Genomic DNA, 24,431 nt, shown 5'->3' on the forward strand with positions numbered 1-24,431 from the left:
CCGCCTGTTAAAACCCCCCCCCGCCCCTCCTAAAAAACCCCCCCTCTAAAAAAACCTGGTTTTACCGGGTTCACCCCCCCAAAACCCCCCGCCCCCGGGTTTTTGCGGGGGCGCGCTGTCGTGCGTTTTTTCGTCTGCCGTCGTTGCGAGGAGCTCTTGCGACGAAGCAATCCAGGCTGTCACCGCGGATGCATTTCTGGATTGCTTCGCTTCGCGCGCAATGACGGAGAATATCCCTAATTTCCCTTCACCAGGGGGCAGCCGCCTTTGTCGAGCGGGCGGAAGGCCTCGTCGCCGGGCACGGTAGCGATCAGCTTGTAGAGGTCCCACTCGCCCTTGGATTCCTCGGGCTTCTTGACCTCGAACAGATACATATCGTGGACCATGCGGCCGTCGATGCGGATCTTGCCGTTCTTGGCGAAGAAGTCGTTGACCGGCGTTTTGCGCATCTGCTCCATCACCTTCGGTGCCTCGTCCGACTTGATGGCGTCGATCGCCTTCAAATAATGCATGGTCGCCGAATAGAGCCCCGCCTGGATCATGGTCGGCATGTGGCCGACCTTCTCGTTGAAGCGCTTGGAGAAGGCGCGCGTCTCCTCGTTGGTGTCCCAGTAGAACGCGTCGGTGATGATCAGGCCTTGCGTCGACTTGATGCCGAGCGAATGAACGTCGGTGATCTCCATGAGCAACGCGATCATCTTTTGGCCGCCCTGCGTCAGGCCGAATTCGGCCGCCTGTTTCAGGGCGTTAGTGGTGTCGCCGCCGGCATTGGCCAACGCGACCACCTTCGCCTTTGAGGCCTGGGCCTGGAGCAGGAACGAGGAGAAGTCCGACGAGTTGAGCGGATGGCGGACTTCGCCGAGCACCTTGCCGCCGCTCTCCTTGACGACGTTGGCGGCGTCGCGTTGCAGCGCCATGCCGAAGGCGTAGTCGGCGGTGACGAAGAACCAGGTGTCCTCGCCGCGCTTGACCATCGCCTTGCCGGCGACGTTCGACAGCGCATAGGTGTCGTAGGTCCAGTGCACCGTGTTGGGCGAGCAGGCGACGCCCGTGATATCGGATGAGCCGCCGCCCGAGTTGATGTGGATCTTGTTCTTCTCGCGCGTCAGCGCCGAGATCGGCAGCGCCACCGACGACGTCGGCACGTCGAAGATCGCGTCGACCTTGTCGTTGTCGTACCAGTTGCGGGCGATGTTGACGCCGACGTCGGGCTTGTTCTGGTGATCGGCGGAGACCACTGCGACAGGCTTGCCCGCGACCTTGGCGCCGTAATCGGCGACCGCCATCTCCACGGCGGCGAGCGAGCCCTTGCCGGTCGCGTCCGCATAGAGGCTCGACATGTCCGTGAGCACGCCGATCTTGACGACGTCGTCGGAAATCTGCGCCTGCGCGGCGCCCGACGTGGCGGCGAGAGCAAGACCGGCCGCGATCGCGACGATGAGTTTTTGCATTTGTTTTTCTCCCTTGCGTTGTTGTTTGGGCGTTGTTGCGGGCACGTTCTAGCGACAAACGGACGCGGGAGCAAAGCCCGGGATGCGAGATGAGGGTTGAGAAATAAGCAGGGCGCGGCGGTGTTTTTGCCCTCTCCCCTTGTGGGAGAGGGTGGCTCGCCGCGCTAGCGGCGAGACGGGTGAGGGGTTCTCTCCGCGAGTCTCACTGTAATCGAAGGTGCGGAGAGAGACCCCTCATCCGGCGCTTCGCGCCACCTTCTCCCACAAGGGGAGAAGGAGAAGACACCGCGCGCTCACGCGCCGCCCCTCAGCCGTTCGTTGCGTCGGCGCAAGCCTTCCAGCGTGGCGAGTAGGATCACCGAGACCGTTGTCAGAATCACCGCCGCTGCCGTGATGGTCGGGCTGATGTTCTCGCGGATGCCGCTGAACATCTCGCGCGGCAGGGTGCGCTGTTCCGGACCTGCCATGAACAGCACGATCACCACCTCGTCGAAGCTGGTCGCGAAGGCGAACAGGGCTCCCGATGCCACGCCGGGCAGGATCAGAGGCAGGATCACGCGGCGGAACGCGTCAAGCGGTGAGGCACCGAGCGAGGCAGCGGCGCGGGCCAGATTGGTGTCGAAACTTTGCAGCGTCGCACCGACCGTGATCACCACAAAGGGCGTCGCCAGCGCGGTGTGGGCCAGGATCAAGCCGAGATAACTGCCGGTCAGTCCGATCGGCGCGAAGAAGAAATACAGGCCGACCGCGGTGATAACGCCGGGCACGACGACCGGCGACAGCGCGAAGGCCAGCACGAGCGGCTTGAACCGGCTCTTCCACTGCGCCAGCCCCAGCGCCGCCAGCGTGCCGAGCACCATCGACAGCAAGGTCGAGGCCACACCGATGATCATGCTGTTCTTCAGCGAATTCATCCAGCGCGGCGAATTGATGAAGTCGTCGTACCAGCGCAGGGAGAGGCCCGGCAGCGGATAGGTGAGGTACGAGCCCGAGCTGAAGGACAGCGGCATGATCGCAAGGATAGGCGCGATCAGGAAGATGAACACCAGCGTGGAGATAACGATGGTCGCGGTCCACGCGATACGCTGGCTCGGCGTGCGGATGGAGGAATTGTCGCTCAATTCTTCATCCCTCCCGTCACCTGCTGTCCCTGCACCAGCTTTCCGTAGACGAGCGCGAGCAGAATAGTGGCGAGCAGCAGCACCGCACCCAGTGCCGAAGCAAGACCCCAATTGGCCGTCTCGGTCGTGTAGAGCGCGATGAAGTAGCTGATCATTTGATCGGCGGCGCCCCCGACGAGGGCCGGGGTGATGTAATAGCCGAGCGCCAGGATGAAGACGAGCAGGCTTCCCGCGCCGATGCCGGGCAGCGTCTGAGGCAGGTAGATCCGCAGAAAGGCGGTGAGCGGCGGCGCGCCGAGCGAGGCGGCGGCACGCATGTAAGCAGGCGAGATCGCCTTCATGCTGCTGTACAGCGGCAGGATCATGAACGGCAGCAGGACGTGGGTCATGGCCACGCAGACGCCGAAGCGGTTGTAGATCAGGCGCAACGGCGCGTCGATGATGCCAAGCCAGAGCAGGCTGTCGTTCACGACGCCTTTGCTCTGCAGCAGCACGATCCAGGCGCAGGTGCGGACCAGCAGAGACGTCCAGAACGGCAGCAGGACGAAGATCATCAGCAGGTTCGACCGGCCGGGCGGCAGCGCCGCCAGCAAGTAAGCGACCGGGAAGCCGAGGATCAGGCACAGCACCGTGACACTGAGGCTGATGAGAAAGGTGCGGACGAAAACGTCGCGGTAGATGGCCTGATCCGGCGGGGCTGCGACGATCGTGCCGTCCGCGTTCCGCGTCAGATCGAGCGCCGACAAAAGATAGAAGCCGGTCATGGGACCACTGGCGTCCTTGATCGTGGTCCAGGTGGCGCGTTCGCGCCAGGCCGGGTTGATCTTGCCCAGTGTCTCCCTCGCCGTGCCGGGGTCGGGCACGGTCTTCAGATTGCGTGCGGTGCTGGTCAGGATCGTACGGAACCCGTTCAGCGCGTAATTGAGCCGCTTGGCCGCAATCGCAATGGTGCCGGAAGCGCGCGCCGCCATGATGTCGCCTGCCAGCGCCGCGTAGGCCTTTTCGTCCGGCAGATCCCTGCCGTCCCAACTAGCGAGAGCCGCGATGGTCTGAGGCAGAACCAGACGCACCTCCCGGTCATCGACGGCACGCCACAGCATGCCGGCGATGGGCCCAGCGAAGGTGAAGAGCAGGAAGATGAGAAGCGGCAGAATGAGTGCCAGCGCCTTGGTCTGGCGCGCGCGCTCCGCCTGCTTCAGCCGGCGCTTGAGCGGCACCTTGGCCAACGCGTCGGCGCCGATTGAGGAGGCTGCCGTCATCGGGAGCCCCATTGTGACTGGACATCTCTCGTCATTTTGGCTGTGGCAATCGCGTGCGGCCTTTCGGAGCGATCTGAGCAAGCGCCTCGTCCCTCGAGACGACCGCGGAGCCTGTCATCGGGCCGCGCTTTGCGCGGACCCGGTGGCGGTCTCCTCAGGATGAGGCTCTCCGAAGTCGCTGCCGCGCACGTCCTCATCCTGAGGAGCTCGCCTAAGGTGGGCGTCTCGAAGGATGGCCGCGACGAAACTGCTGTCAATGCGCGCCGCACGCCGGTTCGGCCGCGCGCTATTTCGCTGCCCATTTGTTGAAGCGCTCGGTCAGGCGGTCGATGTTCTCGAGCCAGAAGGCAACGTTGATTTCGACCGCGTTCTTGATGTTGTCAGGTGCTGTCGGCAAATCCTTCAGAACGGCAGGCGCGAGCAGAGCGGCTGCGTCCTTGTTCGAGGTGCCATAAGCAATGTTCTCCGACAGTTTCGACTGGTTCTCCGCCTTGCCGACGAAGTCCAGGAACTTGTAGGCCGCGTCCTTGTTCGGGCTGCCTTTCAGGATCACCCAGGTGTCGATGGTGAAGAGGGCTCCGTCCCACACCATGCCGAAATTCTTCTTCTCGTTCTTGTTCGCGGTGTCGATGCGGCCGTTGTAGACCGAGGTCATCGCCACCTCGCCGGAGGCGAGCAATTGCGGCGGCTGGGCGCCGGCCTTCCACCAGACGATGTCGCCCTTGATGGTGTCCAGCTTCTTGAACGCGCGCTCGACGCCTTCGTCGGTCGCCAGCACCTTGTAGACGTCCTTTGGCGCGACGCCGTCGGCCATGAGGGCGATCTCGAGCGTGGTCTTCGGGCCCTGACGCAAGGCGCGCTTGCCCGGAATCTTTTTGGTGTCGAAGAAGTCGGTCCAGCCTTTGGGAGCCTCCTTCAGCTTGTCCTTGTCGTAGCCGAGAACGAAATCGTAGAGGATGGCGCCGACGCCGCAAGCGTTGACTGACGGTGGGATATAGGCGGCCTCGCCGCCGATCTTCGAATAGTCGAGCTTTTCGAACAGGCCTTCCTCGCAGCCAACCGCCAGTTCGTCGCTCTCGACCTGCACGACGTCCCAGGTGGCGGCACCACCCTGCACCTTGGCGCGCAACACGCCGACCCCGCCGTCCCAGGACTCGTCGTTCATCGCAACACCGGTCGCTTTCTTGAACGGCTCGAAATAGACCTTCTTCTGGGCATCCTGATACGCGCCGCCCCACGACACGACGGTGAGGTCACGCGCCTGCGCGACCGTGGCCAGCGCCGCGCTGGCGGCGAATGCCGCGGCGAACCCCAGTACAATCTTGCGCTTCAGCATGGTCTTTGTTCCTTCTTCTTCACGTGACTTGCGTTGAGCTTGGTCGATGTAGGTCCGCCCGCGTTGGAGCGTTGCTGCATGGTTGGATCAGACGGGATCGAGGGCGAGGCAGTCCTCCGGGCGGAAGGTGATGAACACGTCATCGCCAGGTCTCAGGCTGCCAGCTGTAAGGCTGCCAGCTCTCAGGCTGTCATGCGTCCCCGGCTGAAGCTTGACCATAAACTCCCTGTTGTCGGCGACGTCGAGCACGGCCAGCGCGTGGTCGCCGAGATAGATGGTGTTCTGCACCTTGGCCGGCAGTCGGTTCGGTTCGTCGCTGGAGGTGCCATTCGGGATAATAGCGATCCGCTCCGGCCGCACCGACAGCGAGGTCGATGCGCCCGCGCCTGATACGTTGACCGCTCGTGCGGTCACGGCGCCGCCGCCAGCCAGCGCAACGCGGCAATAATCTTTCTCGACCGTCTCGACGGTGCCGGCCAGCACATTGTTCTCGCCGATGAAATGGGCGACGAAGCTGTTCACCGGATGCTCATACAGCCTGTCGGGCTTGTCGATCTGCTGCACGATGCCGTCGTTGAATACGGCGATGCGGTCCGACATGGTGAGCGCTTCACTTTGATCGTGGGTGACGTAGACGACGGTGATGCCCATCGTCTCGTGCAGTTGCTTGATCTCCAGTTGCATCTGCTCCCGCAGGCGCTTGTCCAGGGCGCCCAGGGGTTCGTCCATCAGCACGAGTTGCGGATTGAAAACCAGGGCGCGGGCCAGCGCCACGCGCTGCTGCTGACCGCCGGACAGCTGCCCGGGCCGGCGCTGTGCCAGGTTTTCCATCTTGATCATGCGCAATGCCGCTTTGACACGATCCTGCGCTTCGGCCTTGTTTGTGCTGCGGACGGATAGCGGGAAGGCGATATTCTCCGCAATCGTCAGGTGCGGAAACAAGGCGTAGTTCTGGAACACCATGCCGATGTCGCGCTTGTGCGGCGGCACATTCTTGATCGGCCGGTCCGCGAGGTAGATCTCGCCATGGGTCGGAACCTCGAAACCCGCCAGCATCATCAGGGTGGTCGTCTTGCCCGAGCCCGACGGACCGAGCAGGGTGACGAACTCGCCCTTCCTGATGTCGAGATCGAGGTTCTTCACCACGAGGTGCTCGCCATCGTAGGTCTTCTGAATGCCGGAAAAGCGCACCAGTGCCGGCGCAGGCGTGACCATGCCGGCTTCCATGTCGTCCTCGCGTTATCAGCCACAGTGCTGTCGGCACCTCGTCCGAGTGTGCGAGGAACAGCTTAGCATCCTCCGACCAGAATGCCAGCGGCGCAAGTAACGACGCGCACGGACCCGTCGAGGAAAGGCGCGCTACATTCCCGACAGTTTCGTCACAGACACATTCAGCGATCCGCCAGCTTCCGCGATCACGCGCAGCGTCTTGGAGTCAAAGGCGATGTCGGCCAGCGTCAGGCTGTCGATCTTCGCCTCGACCTTGACGCCGTCCTCGCTCTTCTGGAAATCGGCGATCGCGGCTGCGATCTTCTCGCGTGCATTGGCGGCAATCGGCTTCAGATCGATTGTCGCTTTCTGCACCAGCGCCTGCTGCATCTGCGGCACCACCGCGCGCGCCGCGGCACCCAGCAGGCCGAAGGCCGCCTCGGACTCCACCGCGAGCTGGATGTCGGCGAGCCGCAGCGTCTGCTGCGCCTGGTCGAGCATCGGCCGGCCCCAGATGTGCACGGTCGCTTCGGCGCCGAGACCAAGCCAGCTCTTCTTCTCCTTGGCGCGCACCAGCAGCGAGATCAGGAGGCGCTCGCCCGACGGGATCACGTTGACGCTTTTCACAGTGACGTCCACGGGACCGGAGCCATCCTCGGGATAGGTATGGCCGACCATCTGCGCCGCGATCAGCTTGTTGATCTCGGTGAAGGGCACGTCGATGGGTACGCCGATGTTCACGCCGGTGCCGGTCGGCGGCACGATCGAGATCTTGTCGGGGAACGGGCAGTCGGGCTTGGTCGGCGTGGAGGTGACGCGCGTCTCCGCTTCCAGGCCCATCAGCAACGTCACGGCCTGCGCGTCGACGCGCGGCTGCGCGGCGATGGCGCGGATCGGCTTCATCTCCAACCAGAGCGGCGGCAGTGCGGCCGAGGAGTCCGAGCCTTGCAGCGGGATCGAGCGGCAGGCCTTGGCCCATTGCAGCTTCGCGTTCTCCCGCAAGGTCGGATCGTTGCGCATCCGTTCGGAGACGGCGTTGATTTGTTCGCTGACGGTCTTGTCGATCAGCGGCTTTACCTGCGCCGGCACGTTGACCTTGGCACCGGAGATGTTGAGGTTGGTGTCGCCAAGGTTGACCTGGGCGCCGAGATTGGGCTCGAGATGCCAGTTGGCCGCGAGCTTCGGCCGCGAGGTGACGACGACGTTGCCCTTGATCTCGGCGCTGGCGTTCAGATTCTTGATGTTGACCGCGCCGATCTGTTTCGCGGCATTGCCGCCGAGCACGCTGCCGAGCGCCTCGCCGAGCGCGCCGGTGGCTTTCGACGACAGCGAGCCCGTCACGTTCAGCTTGCCCGTGAGCGGCGTCGAGATCGTCAGCACGTCCTTGTCGCCGACAGCCGACATCGGCCCGCGCACGGCGGACCAGCCGATGTCGCCGTTCTCCAGGATTTGCGAGATCGGGTTCTCGGCCTTGCCGGCGAAATTGCGCGGAGCGGCCTTCTCGGCCTGCTCGCGGATCGCCGACAGCGCGATGGCGACCGGCGCCACCACGATCGAGCTCTTCGAGACCGGCGGCAGCGGCGGCAATTGCGCGACCGGCGGCGCGGAATTCGTCGCCCGCGGCGACAGCCAGTCCATCGCCTTGAGGCTGATGAAAAACGACGCCGCGAGCACCGCGACGGCGATCAGGACAGTTTTCAAGTTCAGCGTCAGTCGCATCAATCCCCCAGGCCGCCCCAGGGCAGAAGTCTACAGGGCAGGCGAGGAGGGCGCTAGAGCCCACCGATGGGGTGGAATTGGGGCAAACATATTAACGGCTGCGAACGCGCAATTGTCGCGCATTCGTCATGGCGCACCCTAGCTGCGCTTCGGACGGCGCACCGCTCTCACATTGCCGCGATCTCCGCCACCGCAGAAGAAGCGGTCGCCGCCATCGGACTCCAATCCTGACACCATCGTCCCGGCGGGCAGGTCGAGCTGCTCCAGCACCTTGCCCGTATCAGGGTCGATCCGCCTGATGTCGCTGTCCTCGCCTTCCCAGGTGCCGTGCCAGAGCTCGCCCTCGACCCAGGTCACGCCGGTGACGAAGCGCTTGCTTTCGATGGTGCGGAGAATTTTTCCCGTCTGGGGATCGACCTGATGGATCTTGCGTTCCCGATACTGCCCGACCCAGAGCGAGCCCTCGGCCCAGGCCAATCCGGAATCGCCGCCGCCGCCAGGTGCAGGGATGGTGGCGAGCACCTTGCCGGTCGCAGCGTCAATCTTCTGGATGCGGTCCTCGGCGATCTGGAACAGGTGGCGGCCGTCGAACGCCGTTCCCGCATGCGCAGCGACATCGATGGAGCGGGTGATCTTGCCATCGGCCGGGTCGACCGCGTTCAATTTGTCGCCGGATGCGAACCACATATGGCTGCCGTCATAGGTGACGCCGTGCACGGCTTCGACGCCAGCATAGGGCCCGTATTCCCTGACGATCTCGGCGGCTGAACGTTTCATCTGCTCGGTCCCTGTAGTGTGAATCCCACTTTACGTCTTCAGGAGCGGTCCGGGGAGTAACAAGCCTGTCGGGAAACCCGGCACGGGCGGCGTCATCCAGCGCCGCGCCCGTCCGTGTCCGAAGGACTGTACCTTGTTCGATCGCGCCAGCTCTTCGAGGGCCCGTTGCACGGTGCGCGCGCTCGTTCCCAGCGCCAGCGCGAGCGCCGAGCTCGACCAGGGCTCGCCGTCGGAGAGGAAGGCGAGCACGGCGGCGTGCTTTTCCTCGACGGGCCGTGCGAGGACGAGAACCTGCCGCGTGTTGCGCGGCGTCAGCGCAAAACCTTGCCTGGTCGCGCTGACATCGGCGAGGGGCTTGAGCTTGGTGCGGAGCCGTCCGATTTCGACGCGCAGCCGGGCGCGATGCGATTCGTCGACGTGCCTTGCCTGAAACGCGCCCGTGATCAACGTTTCCCGCGAGACGTCCGCGGGCCAGGCCTGCGCCAGGATGCGGGCCAGCGCGAACAGCACCGGCCGCCTGCCGAGCGGCACGAGAATGCCTCGCCTGCGAACCGCGTGATGGAACGTGTCCACCACGAGCGCCTCCGATGTTGCGAGGTCCTCGACCTCCTTGAGCAGCAGCGGCCGCTCGTGCCCGCGCGTGATCAGGCGCGCTGCGGGCGTGTCGAGCACGCGGCTCGTGCTTTCGACCTCGGCTGCAAGTGCGGGAATGCCGGCCTGCCGTGCTGCGCTCGCCGCGCGGCCGAGCGCCGCGCGCGCTGCTTTCGTTCGGAGCCGTCTGATGGCAATGCCGGCAATCACGAGCTCGCGGGCGACCTGCGCGGCCGGGGGCAGCGGCGTGGTGTTGATCTCGGCCAGCGTGCGCTCGGCCTCTTCGAGGCGCCCGAGAAGGAGAAGTCGGCGCGCCTCGATGTGACCCGCATGGGCGGCGTTGGCGAGGTCACCGTGGCTTGCGAGCGTCGCGCGCGCCGCCGCGAGCGTGTTGGCCGGCCAATTCAGGTCGCGCGAGACGAGAGCGATCTCGGCTTCCGCGACCACGCACCTGGCGCGCGCGACCGCCTCTCTCGGGCCGAAGGCGCGTGCGGCGCTGCGCAGCAACGTCTTCGCCTTGGCGAGATCGCCGAGCTGCGCCATCGCGATGCCGCGCAGCGCCAGCGAAGGTGCATCATTGCGCAGCGCAACGCGGTTCAGCGCGCCGAGCGGATCGCCGGCTTGGAGCGCGCGCGCCGCGGCCGTGATCAGCGACTCCATCCAAATCCCGCCACACTTGTTACTCCCACCACGCAACCGTCCGGTGCGAGAGATCGTTGACGGCCGACAATGTGCGGCGAGGGACGAGCGGTTCCGCATCTCGCACAGCGAGATACGGAACGGCCGCCCGGGAAAAGTTGGAGAGCCATGATGACATCAGCTGACAACGCAGGAAATAACGGACAAGCCGCCATGCAAACACCGCCGGTGGTGTCGCCGCAGGACTGGGAGGCCGCCCGTCAGCAACTGCTCGTGAAGGAAAAGGCACATACCCGCGCCCGCGACGCCCTGGCGGCCGAGCGCCGGCGCATGCCGTGGATGGAAGTCACCAAAACCTATGCGTTCGAGGGGCCCGGCGGCAAGGTCAGTCTGCACGACCTGTTCCAGGGCCGCCGGCAGCTGATCGTCTACCGCGCCTTCTTCGAGCCGGGCGTGTTCGGCTGGCCCGATCATGCCTGCCGGGGTTGCTCCATGGTCGCCGACCAGGTCGCCCATGTCGCGCATCTCAATGCCCGCGACACCACGCTGGTGTTCGCCTCGCGCGCGCCGCAGGCCGATATCATCAGGCTGAAGCAGCGGATGGGCTGGACCATGCCATGGGTCACCGTCACCGACAGTTTCGATGCGGATTTCGGCGTCGACGAATGGCACGGGACCAACGTGTTCTTCCGCGACGGGACGCGCATCTTCCGCACCTATTTCGTCAAGAGCCGGGGCGACGAGCAGATGGGCGGCACCTGGAATTACCTCGACATCACGCCGCTGGGACGGCAGGAGGTCTGGGAGGATTCGCCGAAAGGCTATCCGCAAACGCCGACCTACAAATGGTGGAACTGGCACGACAGCTACACCGAAGGCGCGGCGCCCGACAAGAAATGGGTCGAGATCTCGACCGCCGGCGAGAAGGCGTTTCGCGAGGAGGCGGCTGAAGGACGTGACTAGCCCCGTCAGCGCAACGGCCGGCGCGAGCCGCAATGGTGTGGTGGCCGCGCGTCACCTCGCCAGATGGCTGGCGCTGGCGGCGACGCCGACCTTCGCGATCATGGCCGTGCTGACGGCCATGGTCGATGGCCCGGCGGACATGCTGTGCGGCTCCGGACATGGGGCGATGCTCGGCGGGATGGTGCCGATGTATCTGCTGATGAGCGCGTTTCATTCGGCGGCGTGGCTGAGGCTGATTGCGGAGCGGTGGAGGGCGGTTGGTCGTTAAGACGGCCGCCGCGTCACCGCGGCCGCGTCGCTTCCGTCGAAGAACATGGCCATCAGGGTCTCATCGTAATATCGGCCATTGTATTTCAGCGCCTTCATCCCGCGGCCGTATTCGACAAATCCTGCGGCCACGTAGAGCCGCAACGCGGCCTCGTTGTCGCTGACGACGACGAGATGAAGCTGCTCGACGCGCTTTGCGGCATGCGCCGCGACCGCGTTGACGAGGAGCCTCCCTGTGCCGGACTTCCGTGCCCGCGACCGCACATACATGCCCCAGAGCACCCCCTTGTGTGCGGTCTTCGCGCCGTCCTCCCGGCGGAAGCCGGCGGTCCCCACGAGCTCGCCCGCGATGAACGCGCCGAACACGTCCGATATCGCGAGGCGCTCCTCGAACCATGCGAGTGGCTTGTCTTGTTCGCGTTCAAGCGTGCTGGTGAAAGCCTCGGGATTGCTCGCGAGCGCCTCCAGCCGGACGGGGCGGTAGAGCGCGGCGTCGGCTGGTGTCAGCAGTCTGATCATGGTTATGCGAGATGTGCCAGCGGCAGGGGTGCGCCGGCCTTGAGCGTCTGGAGTGCGATGCTGCTGCGAACCTCTCGCACGATGGACAGGTTGAGCAGCTTGTCGACGAGAAAGCGCTGGTAGTCCTCGAGCTCGGGCACGACGATTTCGAGGAGGTAGTCAGCTTCACCGGAGACGAGGTGACAGGCAACGACCTCGGGCATGGCAACGACTGTCCTTTCGAAGCTCAGCGCCTGGTCGTTGGCATGGCCGTTGATCTTGACGCCGAGGAAGGCCGAGAAGCCGAGCCCGAGGCGGCCGCGCCGGAGGGCGGCGCGGTAACCGTCGATATAGCCGTCGCGCTCCAGCCGTCGCACCCGTCGCAGGCAGGGTGACGGGGACAATCCGACCTTATCTGCCAGTTCGATGTTGCTCAGTCGCGCGTTGGTCTGGAGTTCGGTGACGATGCGCCGGTCGATCGCATCCAGCTCGCATTTTGGCATGAACCGCATCCCGTTTGATCAAGAAGGGCGCAATGTTGCGCCGGAGGCTTCGAGATTAGCCTAGTTCGCAAGGACACGCCTCGGTTTTCCGTGGGATGGATTGCTCCGACTTTGCTGCTGATGGAGCGAGCCATGACCGAGAGCCCGAACCTTGCGCCTCTGCTGGAGGCCGTCGAACGCTACTTTGTGCTGATGTACGACAATGACGTTTCGCAGTTCGACCGCGTCTTTGCGCCGACTGCGCAACTCCATGGATTTCGCGACGCCGAATTGCGGATCCTGCCCGTTCGCGACTACAGGACGATGCTGGCGTCGACTGCGTCGCCCAAATCGAAGAATGCCCCGCGCCTTCAGGAGATATTGCTGGTCGATATGGCGTCGTCAGCGCAAGCCATGGTGAAAGTTCGCATTCGGATCGATGTGCTCCAATACGTTGACTATCTGGCGTACCACTGCATCAATGGGACCTGGCTGATTACCGCGAAATCGTTCCACGTGGAGCGACGGTATGAGCCGGCGGATACGTAGCGCCACCGCGATCCTACTGGCTGCCCATCGCCTCCAGATAGGCAATCACCTTCGCCGCTTCCTCCGCCGAGACGCCGCCATAGGGCTGCATCTTGTTGCCGGATACGATTTCGTCCGGCTTGACCATGAAGCGGGTGAGTTTGTCCTTGTCCCAGACGAAGCCGGCTTCTTTCATCGACGCGGAATAGTTGTAGTTCGGCAGCGAGCCGGCCTTGCGTCCGACGATTTTATTGAGGTTGGGGCCTAGACGATTGTCGCCCTCTTTCACCGAGTGGCAGGTTCGGCAGGAATTGTTGAAGGCCTGCTGGGCTGCGTCGTCGCTCGCCGGCTGCTGTGCGCGCGAGGCGGGTGCGGTCAGCAGCAGCGTCAGTGCGCCGGCGCTGACGATCGCGTGCAGCCATGTGCCTTGCGGCGTTTGCGGACGTGGTTGCATTCGCGCCTCCATCGGGGATCGCGCCGCAGCACGCGCGCGCTTGGGGATGCCGAGGGCAAACGAAAACGGCCCCGGTGGGTTCCGGGGCCGTTTGCGTCACAATGTCCTGTCGCTTACCGCGTCGCGGCTCCGAGATCCGCGCGGCGTTCCGTCATCGGCAGCACGATGACCTTGGTGCCGACGTTGACGCGGGAGTAGAGGTCCGCGACATCGTCATTGGTCAGGCGGATGCAGCCGGAGGAGACGTGCTTGCCGATGGTGTCGGGCGCGTTGGTGCCGTGGATGCGGTAGATGGTGCCGCCAAGATACATGGCGCGGGCGCCGAGCGGATTGCCGGGGCCGCCGGCCATGTGGCGCGGCAGATAGGGCTGGCGGGCGATCATCTCCGGCGGCGGGGTCCAATCCGGCCACTCGGCCTTCTTGGTCACCGACTGGGTGCCGGACCAGGTGAAGCCGTCGCGGCCGACGCCGATGCCGTAGCGCATCGCCTGGCCGTTGCCGAGCACCAGATAGAGGTAGGTGTTGGGTGTATCGATGATGATGGTGCCGGGCGCCTCACGCGTTGCGTAGGAGACGGTCTGGCGACGGAAGCGGGCCGGCGTTTCGACGGCGTCCTGATCTTCGGACGGCGCGGCCTGATAGGGTGTGGCTTGATAAGGCTGGTATGGCGCCGCGATCGGCGGCAGCGGCTGGAAGAAGGGGAAGAGCTGCACAGGCGCGGCCTTGGCCGGGCCGGCGAACGCGATCGCGGTGACAGCCACTGCGCCAAACGCAACGGCGCGCGAATAAGTCTTCAACGTCTCCGGATTGATCATTGGTCGCCCCTGTTTGCGCGGTGTTTCTTGGTCACCCGGCACCGTTTCGGTGCTCTGTTGCGGAAATCACTAACGGAAAGAAGTTTCGGGACGTTTGCGCGGAAAACCGAAAACGGCTTCATGGCGGCAAGGATTGTTTCATGACGGTTTCGTGGCTGCGCGGACCCGTTAACGAACAAAACAGCGGGCCGACACTTCCATGACGTCACACGCCTGAAATATCCGTGGTTGATGGTCCAAAGCCGAGAATCATAAAAATCTCGGGATTTCCCCATGCGGGTATTAATCGCGACTGACGCCTGGCATCCGCAGGTCAACGGTGTGGTCCGGACGCTGACCTCGCTGGCTGGCGCGGCCAAGGCATTGGATGTCGAGATCGACTTCCTCACCCCGGACGGTTTTCGGTCGTGGCCGCTACCGACATATCCGGGGCTGCGCATTGCGCTGCCGAGCGGCAGGGAGATTGCGCGGCGGATCGAGAGGGCGGCGCCCGAGGCGCTGCACATCGCGACCGAAGGGCCGATCGGCTGGGCGGCGCGGGCTTATTGCCGTCGCAACCGGCTCGCCTTCACCACCTCCTACACCACGCGCTTTCCCGAGTACGTCTCGGTGCGGACCGGCATCCCCGCGAGCGTCGGCTACGCCGTGCTGCGCCACTTCCACGATGCCGCCGCCATGACCATGGTGGCGACGCCCTCGTTGCGGCAGGAGCTCTCCGAGCGCGGCTTCAAGCGGCTCGGCTTCTGGACCCGCGGCGTCAACACCGAGCTGTTTCATCCCGACTCTCCGGCGAAGCTCGATCTGCCCGGGCCGATCTTCATGACGATGGGCCGCGTGGCGGTGGAGAAGAACCTGGAAGCGTTCCTCTCGCTCGACCTGCCCGGCACCAAGGTCGTCGTCGGCGACGGCCCGCAGAAGGTTGCGCTCGAAAAGAAATATCCGGACGTTGTGTTTCTCGGCGAGAAGAAGGGTGCTGACCTTACCGCGCATCTCGCCGCCGCCGACGTGTTCGTGTTTCCGAGCCTGACCGACACGTTCGGCGTGGTGCAGCTCGAAGCGCTCGCCTGCGGCACGCCGGTTGCGGCGTTTCCGGTGACGGGTCCGAAGGACGTCATCGCGGATCACCCGATCGGCGCGATCGACCACGATTTGCGCGCCGCGTGCCTGCGCGCGCTCACCATGTCGCGCGAGACCTGCCGCAATTTCGCGCTGGAGCGCTCCTGGGAAAACAGCGCGCGCCAGTTCGTCGGCAACCTCACTTCACTTCAGCCCAGCCGTGCCTTGCGCGCCTCGCCGATCATGGCGCGTCGGCCGGTGCGCGGTTGACCCAAAACGTTTCGAACCACAGCGAGAACCTCATCGATGGCTAAGATCATGAACCTTGACGGCACCCAGCAGCTCGACCTCACCCGCGGCACGGTTGAGCAGGCCTATGACCGCTGGGCGCCGGTCTACGACCTGGTGTTCGGAGGCGTGTTCGCCAAGGGCCGGCAGGCTGCGATCGCGGCCACCAACAAGATCGGCGGCCGGGTGCTCGAAGTCGGCGTCGGCACCGGCATCTCGTTGCCGCTCTACGCGCCGCATCTGCGCATCTTCGGCACCGACATCTCGGAGGCGATGCTCGACAAGGCGCGCCAGCGCGTCGCCGAGGGCAAGCTGAACAACGTCGAAGGCCTCGCGGTGATGGATGCCGAGAAGCTCGAATTCCCCGATAATTCCTTCGACGTCGTGATGGCGCAATACGTCGTCACGGCCGTGCCGAATCCGGAAGTCGCGCTGGACGAATTCGCCCGCGTGCTGCGCCCCGGCGGCGAGCTGATCATCCTCACCCGCGTCAGCGCCGATACCGGCATGCGCCGCTTCATCGAGCAGAAGCTGCAGCCGGTGGTGCGTCCGCTCGGCTTCCGCACCGCCGAGTTCGCCTGGTCGCGTTACGCCAAATGGCTCGCCGGCGCCAACGGCATCGAGCTTGCCGAGCGCCGCCTGATCCCGCCGCTCGGTCATTTCTCGCTGGTGCGCTTCCGCAAGGTCGACGTCGCCAAGGCGGCGTAACCCAAGCTCACGCGTCGCATGCGTCACCGCGTCGCTGCGCATCGTCACATGACAAAATGATGATGTCACACGGCCTACATCGAATCTCTGTAAATCCTGAACCCGAAAGCATTTGGGGGAGAGCATGATCAAGAACTATCTCGAGCAGCTGCGGATCCAGCGCTGGGACGACCATCGCTACTATCACCACAGCCGCATCAATCAGAGCCTGCACTTCGTCAGCGCGCTGAGCTTCTTGTTCGCCTATGTCTGGCTGTTCGTCGACCCCATGATCTCGGCGCTGGTCGGCTGGCTGGTCTCGATGACCTCGCGCCAGGCGGGTCACTTCTTCTTCGAGCCGCACGGCTACGACCAGATCAACCAGGCGACGCACGAGCACAAGGAAGAGATCAAGGTCGGCTACAATCTTCAGCGCAAGGTGGTGCTGATGTCGATCTGGGCGCTGTCCCCGGTGGTGCTTTTGGTTGATCCCACGCTGTTCGGACTGTTCACGCCCTGGGCGGGCGCGACCGACTTCGTGCGGCAGGTCGCCAAGATCTGGCTCGTGGTCGGCGGCGGCGGTCTGATGTTCCGGACGGTGCACCTGTTCTTCATCCGCGACGTCGAGACCGGCCTCGTCTGGATGACGAAGATCCTGACCGACCCCTTCCACGATCTGATGCTCTACCGCAACGCGCCGCTGGCGCTGATGCGCGGCGAGCTGATGGACCCCGGCCTGCACCTCAAGCCCGAGCACACGCTGGGCCTGATCGGCGAGCCCACACTCGAAGAGCAGCACGCCTGAGCGCGCCGTTCTCACCAAGGCCTCCGATGTCTGATGGTTGCGTCATGCCCGGGCTCGTCCCGGGCATCCACGTGTTGGGCCCGGCCGCTGCGTTTTCTTCGCCTCGCCCAGCGTGCGGGGAAGTGGAATTGAGCGCCGCCACAGACGCCGTCATTCCGGGATGGTCCGAAGGACCAGACCGCAGGTGCGCATTGCGCACCGGGGAATCTCGAGGTTCCGGGTTCGGCTCTTCGAGCCGCCCCGGAACGACTGTGTGTTGGAGCGGAGAATCGACCTTAGCGTCCGAAGCGCTTGGCCAGCATCTCTTTCAGGATCTGCCGCTTGATGGTCTTGTTGGTGAGGACGCCATCGTGCCACCAGAAGCCGTCGGCCTTCATCTTCTCGGCGGCGCGAACGAAACGTTCGGCGACCTCGGTGAAATCGGCATCGGTGTAGTTCAGGCTGAAGATCAGCCGGCCGGTGCCGACCCAGCTCAAGGACAGGCCTTCGGCGCGCAGATAATATTGCAGCATCCAGTTGTAGCGGGACGGGGTGGTGTATTTTACCGTCCAGATCGACGAGAAGTTGGCAAACCGCACCGGCAGGTCGGCATCGCCCATCATTTGGTTGAGCTTCTGCGCGCGGCCGTTCCAGGTCTCGTCCAATCCGTCATAGATGGCGCGGAAGTTCGGGCTGGCGAGCCGGCTCAGAAACTCGTCCATCGCCGTCATGACGTAGGGGTGCGAGTTGAAGGTGCCGCGGGCGAAGCAGACGTCGGCGGGGCGGTCGTCGCGGAAGCGGCGCATCAACTCCTTCTTGCCGCAGACCACGCCGACCGGCAGGCCACCGGCAAGGCTCTTGCCGTAGGTCACCATGTCGGCCTTGACGCCGAAATACTCCTGGGCGCCGCCTGCCGCGAGACGGAAGCCGACGAAGACCTCGTCGAAGATCAGCACGATGCCGCGCTGGTCGCAGACCTCGCGCAGCGTCTTGAGCCACTCGGTGTAGGCGGTGCGGTCAAAATTGCCGCCGCGAGAGGAATCAACCAGCGAGGAGTCGCCGGGCGCGTTGCCATTCGGATGCAGCCCCTGCAGCGGGTTGACCAGCACGCAGGCGATGTCCTTGCGCGTCCGCAGCACGTGCAGCGTCTTCTCCGACATCTCGGCGAGGGTGTAGGTCTCGTGCGCGGGAATCGGATTGCCGACTCCAGGCTGCACGTCGCCCCACCAGCCATGATAGGCGCCGGCGAAACGAACGAGATGGGTGCGCCTGGTGTGATAGCGCGCGAGCCGCACCGCCTGCATCACGGCCTCGGTGCCGGACATGTGGAAGGAGACTTCGTCGAGGCCCGAGATCTGGCACAGCCGCGCCACGTTCTCGAGGATGACGGGATGGTAGGGGCCGAGCACCGGTCCGAGCGCGTGCGCGCGCTTCTCGGAGCCCTCGATGCATTCCTTGTAGAAGTCGTTGCCGAAGATGTTGACGCCGTAGGACCCCGTGAGGTCGTAGGAGGTGTTGCCGTCGACATCCGTGACGGTGACGCCGCGCGACGACTCCAAGAAGGTCGAGGTGCCCAAATGCTCGCGGACGAGGCGCGAGAACTGGAACGGCACGCGGTAGGTTTCGGTGAAGTGCAAATCGGAGATCTTTTCCGCCGCTTCCTTCGTCATCGCGCGGCCCTTGGGGTAGCGCTCGGCGTAGAGACGCGCGAGACGGAAGAAGCCGTCCTTGCGCTGGGCTGCGACGTTCGCCGGCGCGCCGTCGCAAGCGAAGTACGCATCGCCTTCGAATTCGTAGAACGGGAGCAGCTTTGCCACCCGCCGGGACATCTTGGAGTGCCCGGCGAGCGAGCGGTGCTTGGCGCGGGACAATTCGATCCGTGCCTTGATTTTCGGGAAGGCGGCGGCAGCGGACGCTGCGGCGGCCACGGACAAAGAAAGAATCGGGAGTGTCGTTTCCATGACAACAAGCGCTAATACTGCGAGCTGACAGATTCATGACAGTCAAAGCCCTGATCGCCTCTTTCACCCAGCAGGAAGACCTCAACTTCCTGCTGACCAACCGCATCCCTCGCGCGGCGCTAACCCGCTTCATGGGCTGGTTCTCGAAGATCGAGAACCCGCTGGTGCGGGACGGCTCCATCGCGCTGTGGAAGCTGTTCTCCGACCTCGATCTGTCGGAGGCGCGGAAAACGCATTTCAAGAGCCTGCACGACTGCTTCACCCGGGAGCTCAAGCCCGGCTTGCGCCCCTTTGATCCGGACCCCTCCATTGTCGCCAGCCCGTCCGACGGCATTGTCGGCGCCCATGGCCGGATCGCGGACACCGAGCTGTTCCAGGTCAAAGGCGCGCCGTACTCGCTGCTCGATCTGCTCGGCGATTCCGCCCTTGTCGATCAGCACCGCAACGGCTCCTTCGTCACCCTGCGGCTGACCTCGAGCATGTATCACCGCTTCCACGCGCCCTTTGACGCGCATATCGAGCGTGTCACGTTGATCCATGGCGACGTCTGGAACGTCAACCCGATCGCGCTGAAACGGGTCGAGCGTCTGTTTTGCAAGAACGAGCGCGCAGTGATCCGCACGCATTTGCCGACGGGCGAAGCCGTGACGCTGGTACCGGTCGCCGCGATCCTGGTCGCGAGCATCCGTCTGCATTTCCTCGACATGGTGCTGAATGCCCAGACGAGAGGGCCGGTCAATTTTCCCTGCGACGTCAACGTGAGCAAGGGCGAGGAGCTCGGCTGGTTCGAGCATGGCTCGACCATCATCATCCTCGCGCCCGGCAATTTCACCTTCTGCGACGGCATCGCCGAGGGCACGCGCATTCGCGCAGGTCAAGCGCTGCTGAGAAAAAACTAGCCTTCAATCAGCCGCGTCGGCCGCCTATATCGTCCCTGGGGACGTTTCTGCGACGACGGATTTGGTGATGGCACGGGCGCCGGTGATGGCGGCGGGTGGTATTGTGCTGCGGCGGGGGGCGCCGCCGCTGATCGCCGTCGTGCGCCAGCGCAAGCGCAACGAATGGGTTTTGCCGAAGGGCAAGCTCGACGACGGCGAAACGCCGAAGCAAGCCGCGCATCGCGAAGTGCTGGAAGAGACCGGTCACGAGGTCGCCATCCACGAATTTCTGGGCACGCTGGTCTATCAGTCCGGCGGGCGCTCCAAGGTCGTGCATTTCTGGCGCATGGAGGCCGGGGACGGTCCGGTCCGCAAGCTGATGAACGACATCAAGGCGGTCGATTGGCTGACGCTGGAAGACGCGCTCGCGCGCCTGTCGCGCGAGTACGAGCGCGTGTTTCTGACCCAGGTCGGCCCGATCGCGCTCGCGGCGGCAGGGCTTGCGCCGGTGGATACCGACGTCACACCGCCGCTCGCGACCGAGGATGTCGATGCAGCCTTGCAGACGCTGACGCCAGCCGAAGCGGCTTCGGACGAGTTGCGGCATGGTCTCTTGCAGAAGGTGAAGGCTTGGCTGCGCGGCGAGGCGTGAGTTCTCCTCGCGCGCAGCGTGACGGTGCACCCTCGCCCCTTGCGGGAGAGGGTGGCTTTGCGAAACAAAGCCGGGTGAGGGGTCTCTCTCCACGCGTCAAGCTGTCGATGAGTTTTCGCCGATAGAACCCCTCATCCGGCGCTTCGCGCCGCCTTCTCCCGCAAGGCGAGAAGGAAGAAAGTCACCGCCGCTCCTTCTCCTTCGGAACTGGTGCTGGCCTTCGCGGCGCTGCGGGGCGTTGCGCGGCGGGGAGGCGCTGCTGGAATCCGCCCGGGCGTTGCATGCCCGGCTGTCGAGCAGCGGGCGGCTGGCCGGGTTGCATGCCGGTGCGCGGAAGTTGCGGCTGCAGGCCCGGCTGCTGGTGCGTTCCGCCCGGCTGCGGCAGCGCGACTCCGCCGGGCTGCGTCGGAATCTGCCCACCGCGTTGCGGCCGGGTTTGCGGCGTGCCGTCAGGCTGTGTGCCTTGACCGGCGCGCGGTGGGCCTGCCGGCCGTCCCGCGCCTTGCTTCTGGCCTTGCTGTTGCTGACCCTGACCCGCGCGCGGCGTACCGGGCTGGACGGCGCCGCCTTGGCCCGGCGCTTGACCCTGTCCTTGGCCCTGCCGCTGGGGCTGGGCGCCTTGGCGACCTGGCGTGCCGGGCTGCTGCTGGCCTGGACGGTTGTTCTGACCGGGCTGACCGTTCGGCCGCTGCGGCTGTTGCGGCTGTTGTCCTGGCGCCGTATTCGGCCGCAATTGTTGCTGTTGCGGCGGCTGGAACGGCCGCGGAATGCGCGGGCTCGCGGTCGGATTGGCACGGCGGAAGTCGCGCTGCTCGGTGACGATCTGCCGGCCCGTGGTCTGCGCCAGATGCACCTGGCTGACGAAGCCGCGGTCGCGTGCGATCTGCTGTGGTGCGATCGTGATCGGCACCGCGGCAAAGCGCATGACGCCTGCCGCGGCCGCGCCCGGCCGGATCGCAAAACCGCTCGCGCCTTGCGTCAGCGCGCCGAGCCGCGTCCCGCTCGTGCGGTCGTCGACGTCGATGTGTCCGACCCGGCCGTCGGCGTCGGGATAGAGCTTGATGTTGACGTTGTTGGCGTTGTTCGCGGCCGGGCCTTCCGGCACCTCGACGACGCCGGTGGTGCCCCGGATGCCGAGCGTCGCCGTCGGCGTCGTGATCTTCATGTCGCCGGTCTTTGCCACCGCCGCCGCGACGAAGGCGACCGTGCCCTTGCCGATGTCGAAGATTCCTGCGTTCTGTTTGCCGCCGTCCTCATAGACGTAAGTGTCGATGGTGATCTTGGCGCTGGCCGAGAGGTTGAACGTGGTCGCGTCGTTGAAGGTGATGCCGAGCGAGGAGTTCGACGAAGTCTGCACGACGTCGTTGAGATAGATGTCGTCGCGTACCCGCAGCGGATAGGAATTTTTGTCGCGGATCACGGTCGCGATGCCCGTCACCGTCGCGACGTTGCCGATCGGCTCGATGGCGGCGGGCTGCGCCTCGGTCGCGGGAACGGGTGAAGCCGATGGCGTCGGCGAGGGGGCGGGCGACGGCTGCGCTTGTGGCTGCGCCTGCGCAAGCTCGATCGCATCGGATGCGAACGCAACGCTCGCGCCGGCCGGCGGCAACGCCAGCAGCACAAGCGCGAACATGAAGCGGCGCCAGGCCACGATAAATGTCACGAAGAGTCCCGGTGAGAAACGCGAGGCGAGATCGACCGATATCAGCCGGGTACAGCTGAACGGCGGATGAATGTCTATCGCACGGCGGCGGTGAACGTTCAAATCCAACTCTTTCCCCTCATGGTGAGGAGCGCGCCCTTGCGCGCGTCTCGAACCATGCAGGCCCGCTCGCGATCCGGGCCTTTGCCCTTCGAGACGCCTGCTTCGCAGGCCCCTCAGGGTGAGGGGATAAACCGAGACTGTCGCGCATGATCCCGGGTCGATGCTTCGCATCGCCCGGGATGACTATAGAATGGGACGATGGTGGTGCGTCAGCTCACGCGCTTCCAGGTCTGGCCGCCGCAGAACATGCCGCCGAAGGCGCAGCCCTGCACGCGCATTGCATTCGGGCCCTTCATCGCGATCGTCGAGTCGTAGTTGCGGCCGGAGTCGGGATCGTGGATGCGGCCGCTCCACTTCGCACCGTCGGGCTTCATGTTGATCAGGATACGCTCGTTGGTCTTCGCGGCGTAGCCGCAGAGATTGACGCCACACTGTTCGACGCGGACATTGCCCTTGTTCTCTTCGGTCGCCCAGACGCCGATCGGCGTGTTGGCAACCGCGACAGGCGCGGCGGGCACCGGCGCCGGAGCGGGGGCCGGAGCAACCGCGACGGGCGCGGGAGCCGCAGCGGGCGCGGTCTGCGTCGTGGCGTCGTAGCCAGCGGACGGAGCAGCGGCAACCGTCGTGCTCGGTGCCGCGATAGCGGGCGCTGCCGGCGCGGTCGCCTGCACGGGGGCCTGCTGCACGGGCTGCTGCTGCTGCACCGGAGCCGGCGCCGGCTGCGCGGTCGTGGCCGGAGCCGGCGTGGTGTCGACGTCATCATCCTTCGAGCCAAGGCCCTTGAGGTTGATGTTGTTCAGCTTGATCGGCTTGTCGGACAAGCCCGGCGCGACGATGGTCACGCAATTGAGCGAGGCGCAGTTGCGCGGCGTCTCGATGCGGATGTTCTGGCCTTCGATCTGGAACGAGATCGCATTGCCGGCATGCGCGGCGGCGGTGGACGCGAGGAAGAGAGCGGTGGCGGCGATGGTGAGCTTGTTCATGACAACCTCCGAAGAATGTGTGGGTCCCGATGGGACTGAAGTCGCGGGTGGATGAAGCGTGGTTCGACCCTACGCCGGGCCGGTCGGACCTTCTGTGATGGGCGTCACAACGGCTCCCCGGTGGTGGGTGACGCCGCGCACATTCAGTCGCTGTCCATCTGCGTAACCTCGTCTCGACACAGAGGGAGGCGCCGATGATGCGGCTTGTGACGTCGCTTGGCACATTGATCGCGCTGCTGGCGATTGCGCCCGCAGCCGAGGCCGGCTCCTACGCGTTCTCGATCGGCGGTCATCGATTCCGGGTCGACTCGCCCAGCCATTGCCGATCGGCTTCCTGTGTTTCGGTTTCCTCCCATCGCAGCTTTCGGCCGGACGATGACACGACGCCGGCCCCTGCGCCGGTGCTTCCGCCGCCGCAGCCGCTCTATCCCGCGGCTCCGGTCAGGCCAGCGCAAGCGATTGCGGTAGCGCCTGCGGCGGCGCAGACGGCTCCTGTCCTTGCCTCAACGACGTCGCAGCCAATTGTCCTGCCGCAGGCGCCAAGCTCCAATCCGCCGCGGGTCGAGCTACCGCGGATGGATCCGCCGAAGACCGTCGCGCTCGATCCGCCGCGCATGGAGGCACCTGTCGTCGCGCCAAGGCCGGAGCTCGAGCAACCCGTGACGAGCCCTGAGCGTGGCGACGACGAGCCCGCCTATTTGCCGCTGGGCGAATGGGAGAGCGCAGGCGCCAAGGGCACGGTCCGCATCGAACGCTGTGGACCGGCACTGTGTGGCTTCGCGCTGACTGAAGCGTCGGCCAGGGGCGAGAGCGTGCTCGTCAACATGAAGCCGAAAACGCACGACGTCTGGACCGGCAACATCTACAGCCGCTCCAGCGGCAGTACCTATTACGCGAGGATGACGCTGAAGAGCTCCGGCAAGCTTCACGTCGAAGCCTGCGCACTGGGCCACTTCTGGTGTTCCGGAAACGACTGGACGCGAGCCGAAGAGCGGCCGGAGAAACTGATCACGACGTCGCGGCAGTGGAGCGCGCGGTCGTAAGGGAAGCGTTCGATACCTCCGGCTGAAGCCGCCTAGATCATGCCGAGCACGATGGCGCCGACGAAGGCCATGGCGAGGTACGCGGTGATAACGCTCAGTCTCCCGGCGAACGTCATGATGTCGCTCCCGCTGTCGCGCCGCTTTGCGCGAGAGCGTCATGGTTAACAGAAAGTCTCTTTCCGAAAAAGTCAGCTTTGCTGTCGCTCGTCACCTGCGGACAGTCCT

Annotated in this window: 24 protein-coding genes; 9 read left to right on the top strand and 15 right to left on the bottom strand. The window is 65.0% G+C overall.

Annotation, left to right across the window (positions count from 1 at the left end; genetic code table 11):
• Positions 1 to 236: 236 nt before the first annotated feature.
• The 8 genes from AC0L3A_RS06195 to AC0L3A_RS06230 all read right to left on the bottom strand — a co-directional run bounded on the left by AC0L3A_RS06195 (position 237) and on the right by AC0L3A_RS06230 (position 10,123).
• Complete coding sequence (locus tag AC0L3A_RS06195; RefSeq protein WP_007600785.1) at positions 237 to 1,451, bottom strand: ABC transporter substrate-binding protein; 1,215 nt, start codon at positions 1,449 to 1,451, stop codon at positions 237 to 239.
• A 293-nt stretch (positions 1,452 to 1,744) separates the two neighbouring features.
• Positions 1,745 to 2,572: an ABC transporter permease gene (locus AC0L3A_RS06200; protein WP_007600787.1), complete on the bottom strand. Its 828-nt coding sequence runs from the start codon at positions 2,570 to 2,572 to the stop codon at positions 1,745 to 1,747.
• Positions 2,569 to 3,831, bottom strand: coding sequence for an ABC transporter permease (locus AC0L3A_RS06205; protein ID WP_035995528.1), 1,263 nt, complete (start codon positions 3,829 to 3,831; stop codon positions 2,569 to 2,571). Before AC0L3A_RS06205 ends, AC0L3A_RS06200 begins: the two co-directional genes overlap by 4 nt.
• 286 nt (positions 3,832 to 4,117) lie before the next feature.
• Positions 4,118 to 5,167 carry an ABC transporter substrate-binding protein gene (locus AC0L3A_RS06210; protein ID WP_007600792.1) on the bottom strand — a complete coding sequence of 350 codons (1,050 nt, stop codon included), beginning with the start codon at positions 5,165 to 5,167 and terminating at the stop codon, positions 4,118 to 4,120.
• Positions 5,168 to 5,254: 87 nt separating this feature from the next.
• Positions 5,255 to 6,394: an ABC transporter ATP-binding protein gene (locus tag AC0L3A_RS06215; protein WP_007600793.1), complete on the bottom strand. Its 1,140-nt coding sequence runs from the start codon at positions 6,392 to 6,394 to the stop codon at positions 5,255 to 5,257.
• A 132-nt stretch (positions 6,395 to 6,526) separates the two neighbouring features.
• Positions 6,527 to 8,095 carry a DUF4403 family protein gene (locus AC0L3A_RS06220; protein WP_007600794.1) on the bottom strand — a complete coding sequence of 523 codons (1,569 nt, stop codon included), beginning with the start codon at positions 8,093 to 8,095 and terminating at the stop codon, positions 6,527 to 6,529.
• A gap of 138 nt (positions 8,096 to 8,233) precedes the next feature.
• Complete coding sequence (locus tag AC0L3A_RS06225) at positions 8,234 to 8,872, bottom strand: Vgb family protein (RefSeq protein WP_007600795.1); 639 nt, start codon at positions 8,870 to 8,872, stop codon at positions 8,234 to 8,236.
• Between the two features lie 30 nt (positions 8,873 to 8,902).
• Positions 8,903 to 10,123 (bottom strand): helix-turn-helix domain-containing protein, encoded by a 1,221-nt coding sequence (locus AC0L3A_RS06230; RefSeq protein WP_473253830.1) that lies wholly within the window; start codon positions 10,121 to 10,123, stop codon positions 8,903 to 8,905.
• A gap of 147 nt (positions 10,124 to 10,270) precedes the next feature.
• Here AC0L3A_RS06230 and AC0L3A_RS06235 point away from each other — a divergent pair, with 147 nt between their 5' ends.
• On the top strand, positions 10,271 to 11,065 hold the full coding sequence (locus AC0L3A_RS06235) for a DUF899 domain-containing protein (protein ID WP_354170869.1): 795 nt from the start codon (positions 10,271 to 10,273) through the stop codon (positions 11,063 to 11,065).
• Positions 11,058 to 11,333 carry a hypothetical protein gene (locus AC0L3A_RS06240; RefSeq protein WP_007600798.1) on the top strand — a complete coding sequence of 92 codons (276 nt, stop codon included), beginning with the start codon at positions 11,058 to 11,060 and terminating at the stop codon, positions 11,331 to 11,333. Before AC0L3A_RS06235 ends, AC0L3A_RS06240 begins: the two co-directional genes overlap by 8 nt.
• On the opposite strand, the gene AC0L3A_RS06245 is transcribed toward AC0L3A_RS06240, so the two are convergent.
• On the bottom strand, positions 11,330 to 11,851 hold the full coding sequence (locus AC0L3A_RS06245) for a GNAT family N-acetyltransferase (RefSeq protein WP_007600799.1): 522 nt from the start codon (positions 11,849 to 11,851) through the stop codon (positions 11,330 to 11,332). The genes AC0L3A_RS06240 and AC0L3A_RS06245 overlap by 4 nt on opposite strands.
• A 2-nt stretch (positions 11,852 to 11,853) precedes the next feature.
• Positions 11,854 to 12,333 carry an Lrp/AsnC family transcriptional regulator gene (locus tag AC0L3A_RS06250; RefSeq protein ID WP_007600800.1) on the bottom strand — a complete coding sequence of 160 codons (480 nt, stop codon included), beginning with the start codon at positions 12,331 to 12,333 and terminating at the stop codon, positions 11,854 to 11,856.
• A 132-nt stretch (positions 12,334 to 12,465) separates the two neighbouring features.
• Between AC0L3A_RS06250 and AC0L3A_RS06255 the strand changes: the two genes are divergently transcribed.
• Positions 12,466 to 12,861, top strand: a complete 396-nt coding sequence (locus AC0L3A_RS06255; RefSeq protein WP_007600801.1) for a nuclear transport factor 2 family protein — start codon at positions 12,466 to 12,468, stop codon at positions 12,859 to 12,861.
• Positions 12,862 to 12,874: 13 nt separating this feature from the next.
• Here AC0L3A_RS06255 and AC0L3A_RS06260 read toward each other — a convergent pair whose 3' ends face one another.
• Positions 12,875 to 13,294: a c-type cytochrome gene (locus AC0L3A_RS06260; protein ID WP_246649102.1), complete on the bottom strand. Its 420-nt coding sequence runs from the start codon at positions 13,292 to 13,294 to the stop codon at positions 12,875 to 12,877.
• Between the two features lie 113 nt (positions 13,295 to 13,407).
• Positions 13,408 to 14,109: a L,D-transpeptidase gene (locus AC0L3A_RS06265; RefSeq protein WP_219683404.1), complete on the bottom strand. Its 702-nt coding sequence runs from the start codon at positions 14,107 to 14,109 to the stop codon at positions 13,408 to 13,410.
• Between the two features lie 273 nt (positions 14,110 to 14,382).
• Between AC0L3A_RS06265 and AC0L3A_RS06270 the strand changes: the two genes are divergently transcribed.
• From AC0L3A_RS06270 to AC0L3A_RS06280, 3 genes are all read left to right on the top strand, one after another.
• Positions 14,383 to 15,435 carry a glycosyltransferase family 4 protein gene (locus tag AC0L3A_RS06270; protein ID WP_473253831.1) on the top strand — a complete coding sequence of 351 codons (1,053 nt, stop codon included), beginning with the start codon at positions 14,383 to 14,385 and terminating at the stop codon, positions 15,433 to 15,435.
• 36 nt (positions 15,436 to 15,471) lie between these two features.
• Positions 15,472 to 16,161, top strand: a complete 690-nt coding sequence (locus tag AC0L3A_RS06275) for a class I SAM-dependent methyltransferase (protein WP_007600811.1) — start codon at positions 15,472 to 15,474, stop codon at positions 16,159 to 16,161.
• A 124-nt stretch (positions 16,162 to 16,285) separates the two neighbouring features.
• Positions 16,286 to 16,945: a hypothetical protein gene (locus AC0L3A_RS06280; RefSeq protein ID WP_473253832.1), complete on the top strand. Its 660-nt coding sequence runs from the start codon at positions 16,286 to 16,288 to the stop codon at positions 16,943 to 16,945.
• Between the two features lie 275 nt (positions 16,946 to 17,220).
• On the opposite strand, the gene AC0L3A_RS06285 is transcribed toward AC0L3A_RS06280, so the two are convergent.
• Positions 17,221 to 18,885, bottom strand: a complete 1,665-nt coding sequence (locus AC0L3A_RS06285) for an aminotransferase class III-fold pyridoxal phosphate-dependent enzyme (RefSeq protein ID WP_473253833.1) — start codon at positions 18,883 to 18,885, stop codon at positions 17,221 to 17,223.
• A 35-nt stretch (positions 18,886 to 18,920) separates the two neighbouring features.
• Here AC0L3A_RS06285 and asd point away from each other — a divergent pair, with 35 nt between their 5' ends.
• Positions 18,921 to 19,784 (top strand): archaetidylserine decarboxylase, encoded by an 864-nt coding sequence (asd, locus tag AC0L3A_RS06290; protein ID WP_473253834.1) that lies wholly within the window; start codon positions 18,921 to 18,923, stop codon positions 19,782 to 19,784.
• 67 nt (positions 19,785 to 19,851) lie between these two features.
• Complete coding sequence (locus AC0L3A_RS06295) at positions 19,852 to 20,415, top strand: NUDIX hydrolase (protein ID WP_219683407.1); 564 nt, start codon at positions 19,852 to 19,854, stop codon at positions 20,413 to 20,415.
• Positions 20,416 to 20,596: 181 nt separating this feature from the next.
• On the opposite strand, the gene AC0L3A_RS06300 is transcribed toward AC0L3A_RS06295, so the two are convergent.
• Together AC0L3A_RS06300 and AC0L3A_RS06305 are read right to left on the bottom strand one after the other, a co-directional pair.
• Positions 20,597 to 22,069 carry a FecR domain-containing protein gene (locus AC0L3A_RS06300; protein WP_473253850.1) on the bottom strand — a complete coding sequence of 491 codons (1,473 nt, stop codon included), beginning with the start codon at positions 22,067 to 22,069 and terminating at the stop codon, positions 20,597 to 20,599.
• 320 nt (positions 22,070 to 22,389) lie between these two features.
• Positions 22,390 to 23,163 carry a DUF2147 domain-containing protein gene (locus AC0L3A_RS06305; RefSeq protein ID WP_473253835.1) on the bottom strand — a complete coding sequence of 258 codons (774 nt, stop codon included), beginning with the start codon at positions 23,161 to 23,163 and terminating at the stop codon, positions 22,390 to 22,392.
• Between the two features lie 194 nt (positions 23,164 to 23,357).
• Here AC0L3A_RS06305 and AC0L3A_RS06310 point away from each other — a divergent pair, with 194 nt between their 5' ends.
• The gene (locus AC0L3A_RS06310; protein ID WP_473253836.1) at positions 23,358 to 24,206 is read left to right on the top strand and encodes a DUF2147 domain-containing protein; all 849 of its coding nucleotides are present in this window, start codon (positions 23,358 to 23,360) and stop codon (positions 24,204 to 24,206) included.
• Positions 24,207 to 24,431 lie beyond the last annotated feature (225 nt).

The organism is Bradyrhizobium sp. MI1.3 (genome assembly GCF_055811695.1).

Excerpts from the sequence above, each read along its gene's own strand:
- AC0L3A_RS06195 (WP_007600785.1), bottom strand. The coding sequence starts at position 1,451 with ATGCAAAAACTCATCGTCGCGATCGCGGCCGGTCTTGCTCTCGCCGCC.
- AC0L3A_RS06275 (WP_007600811.1), top strand. The coding sequence starts at position 15,472 with ATGGCTAAGATCATGAACCTTGACGGCACCCAGCAGCTCGACCTCACC.
- AC0L3A_RS06235 (WP_354170869.1), top strand. The coding sequence starts at position 10,271 with ATGATGACATCAGCTGACAACGCAGGAAATAACGGACAAGCCGCCATG.
- AC0L3A_RS06220 (WP_007600794.1), bottom strand. The coding sequence starts at position 8,095 with ATGCGACTGACGCTGAACTTGAAAACTGTCCTGATCGCCGTCGCGGTG.
- AC0L3A_RS06280 (WP_473253832.1), top strand. The coding sequence starts at position 16,286 with ATGATCAAGAACTATCTCGAGCAGCTGCGGATCCAGCGCTGGGACGAC.
- AC0L3A_RS06250 (WP_007600800.1), bottom strand. The coding sequence starts at position 12,333 with ATGCCAAAATGCGAGCTGGATGCGATCGACCGGCGCATCGTCACCGAA.
- asd (WP_473253834.1), top strand. The coding sequence starts at position 18,921 with ATGACAGTCAAAGCCCTGATCGCCTCTTTCACCCAGCAGGAAGACCTC.
- AC0L3A_RS06205 (WP_035995528.1), bottom strand. The coding sequence starts at position 3,831 with ATGACGGCAGCCTCCTCAATCGGCGCCGACGCGTTGGCCAAGGTGCCG.
- AC0L3A_RS06270 (WP_473253831.1), top strand. The coding sequence starts at position 14,383 with ATGCGGGTATTAATCGCGACTGACGCCTGGCATCCGCAGGTCAACGGT.
- AC0L3A_RS06230 (WP_473253830.1), bottom strand. The coding sequence starts at position 10,123 with ATGGAGTCGCTGATCACGGCCGCGGCGCGCGCGCTCCAAGCCGGCGAT.
- AC0L3A_RS06260 (WP_246649102.1), bottom strand. The coding sequence starts at position 13,294 with ATGCAACCACGTCCGCAAACGCCGCAAGGCACATGGCTGCACGCGATC.
- AC0L3A_RS06305 (WP_473253835.1), bottom strand. The coding sequence starts at position 23,163 with ATGAACAAGCTCACCATCGCCGCCACCGCTCTCTTCCTCGCGTCCACC.
- AC0L3A_RS06295 (WP_219683407.1), top strand. The coding sequence starts at position 19,852 with ATGGCACGGGCGCCGGTGATGGCGGCGGGTGGTATTGTGCTGCGGCGG.
- AC0L3A_RS06245 (WP_007600799.1), bottom strand. The coding sequence starts at position 11,851 with ATGATCAGACTGCTGACACCAGCCGACGCCGCGCTCTACCGCCCCGTC.
- AC0L3A_RS06210 (WP_007600792.1), bottom strand. The coding sequence starts at position 5,167 with ATGCTGAAGCGCAAGATTGTACTGGGGTTCGCCGCGGCATTCGCCGCC.
- AC0L3A_RS06225 (WP_007600795.1), bottom strand. The coding sequence starts at position 8,872 with ATGAAACGTTCAGCCGCCGAGATCGTCAGGGAATACGGGCCCTATGCT.
- AC0L3A_RS06285 (WP_473253833.1), bottom strand. The coding sequence starts at position 18,885 with ATGGAAACGACACTCCCGATTCTTTCTTTGTCCGTGGCCGCCGCAGCG.
- AC0L3A_RS06265 (WP_219683404.1), bottom strand. The coding sequence starts at position 14,109 with ATGATCAATCCGGAGACGTTGAAGACTTATTCGCGCGCCGTTGCGTTT.
- AC0L3A_RS06255 (WP_007600801.1), top strand. The coding sequence starts at position 12,466 with ATGACCGAGAGCCCGAACCTTGCGCCTCTGCTGGAGGCCGTCGAACGC.
- AC0L3A_RS06310 (WP_473253836.1), top strand. The coding sequence starts at position 23,358 with ATGATGCGGCTTGTGACGTCGCTTGGCACATTGATCGCGCTGCTGGCG.
- AC0L3A_RS06215 (WP_007600793.1), bottom strand. The coding sequence starts at position 6,394 with ATGGAAGCCGGCATGGTCACGCCTGCGCCGGCACTGGTGCGCTTTTCC.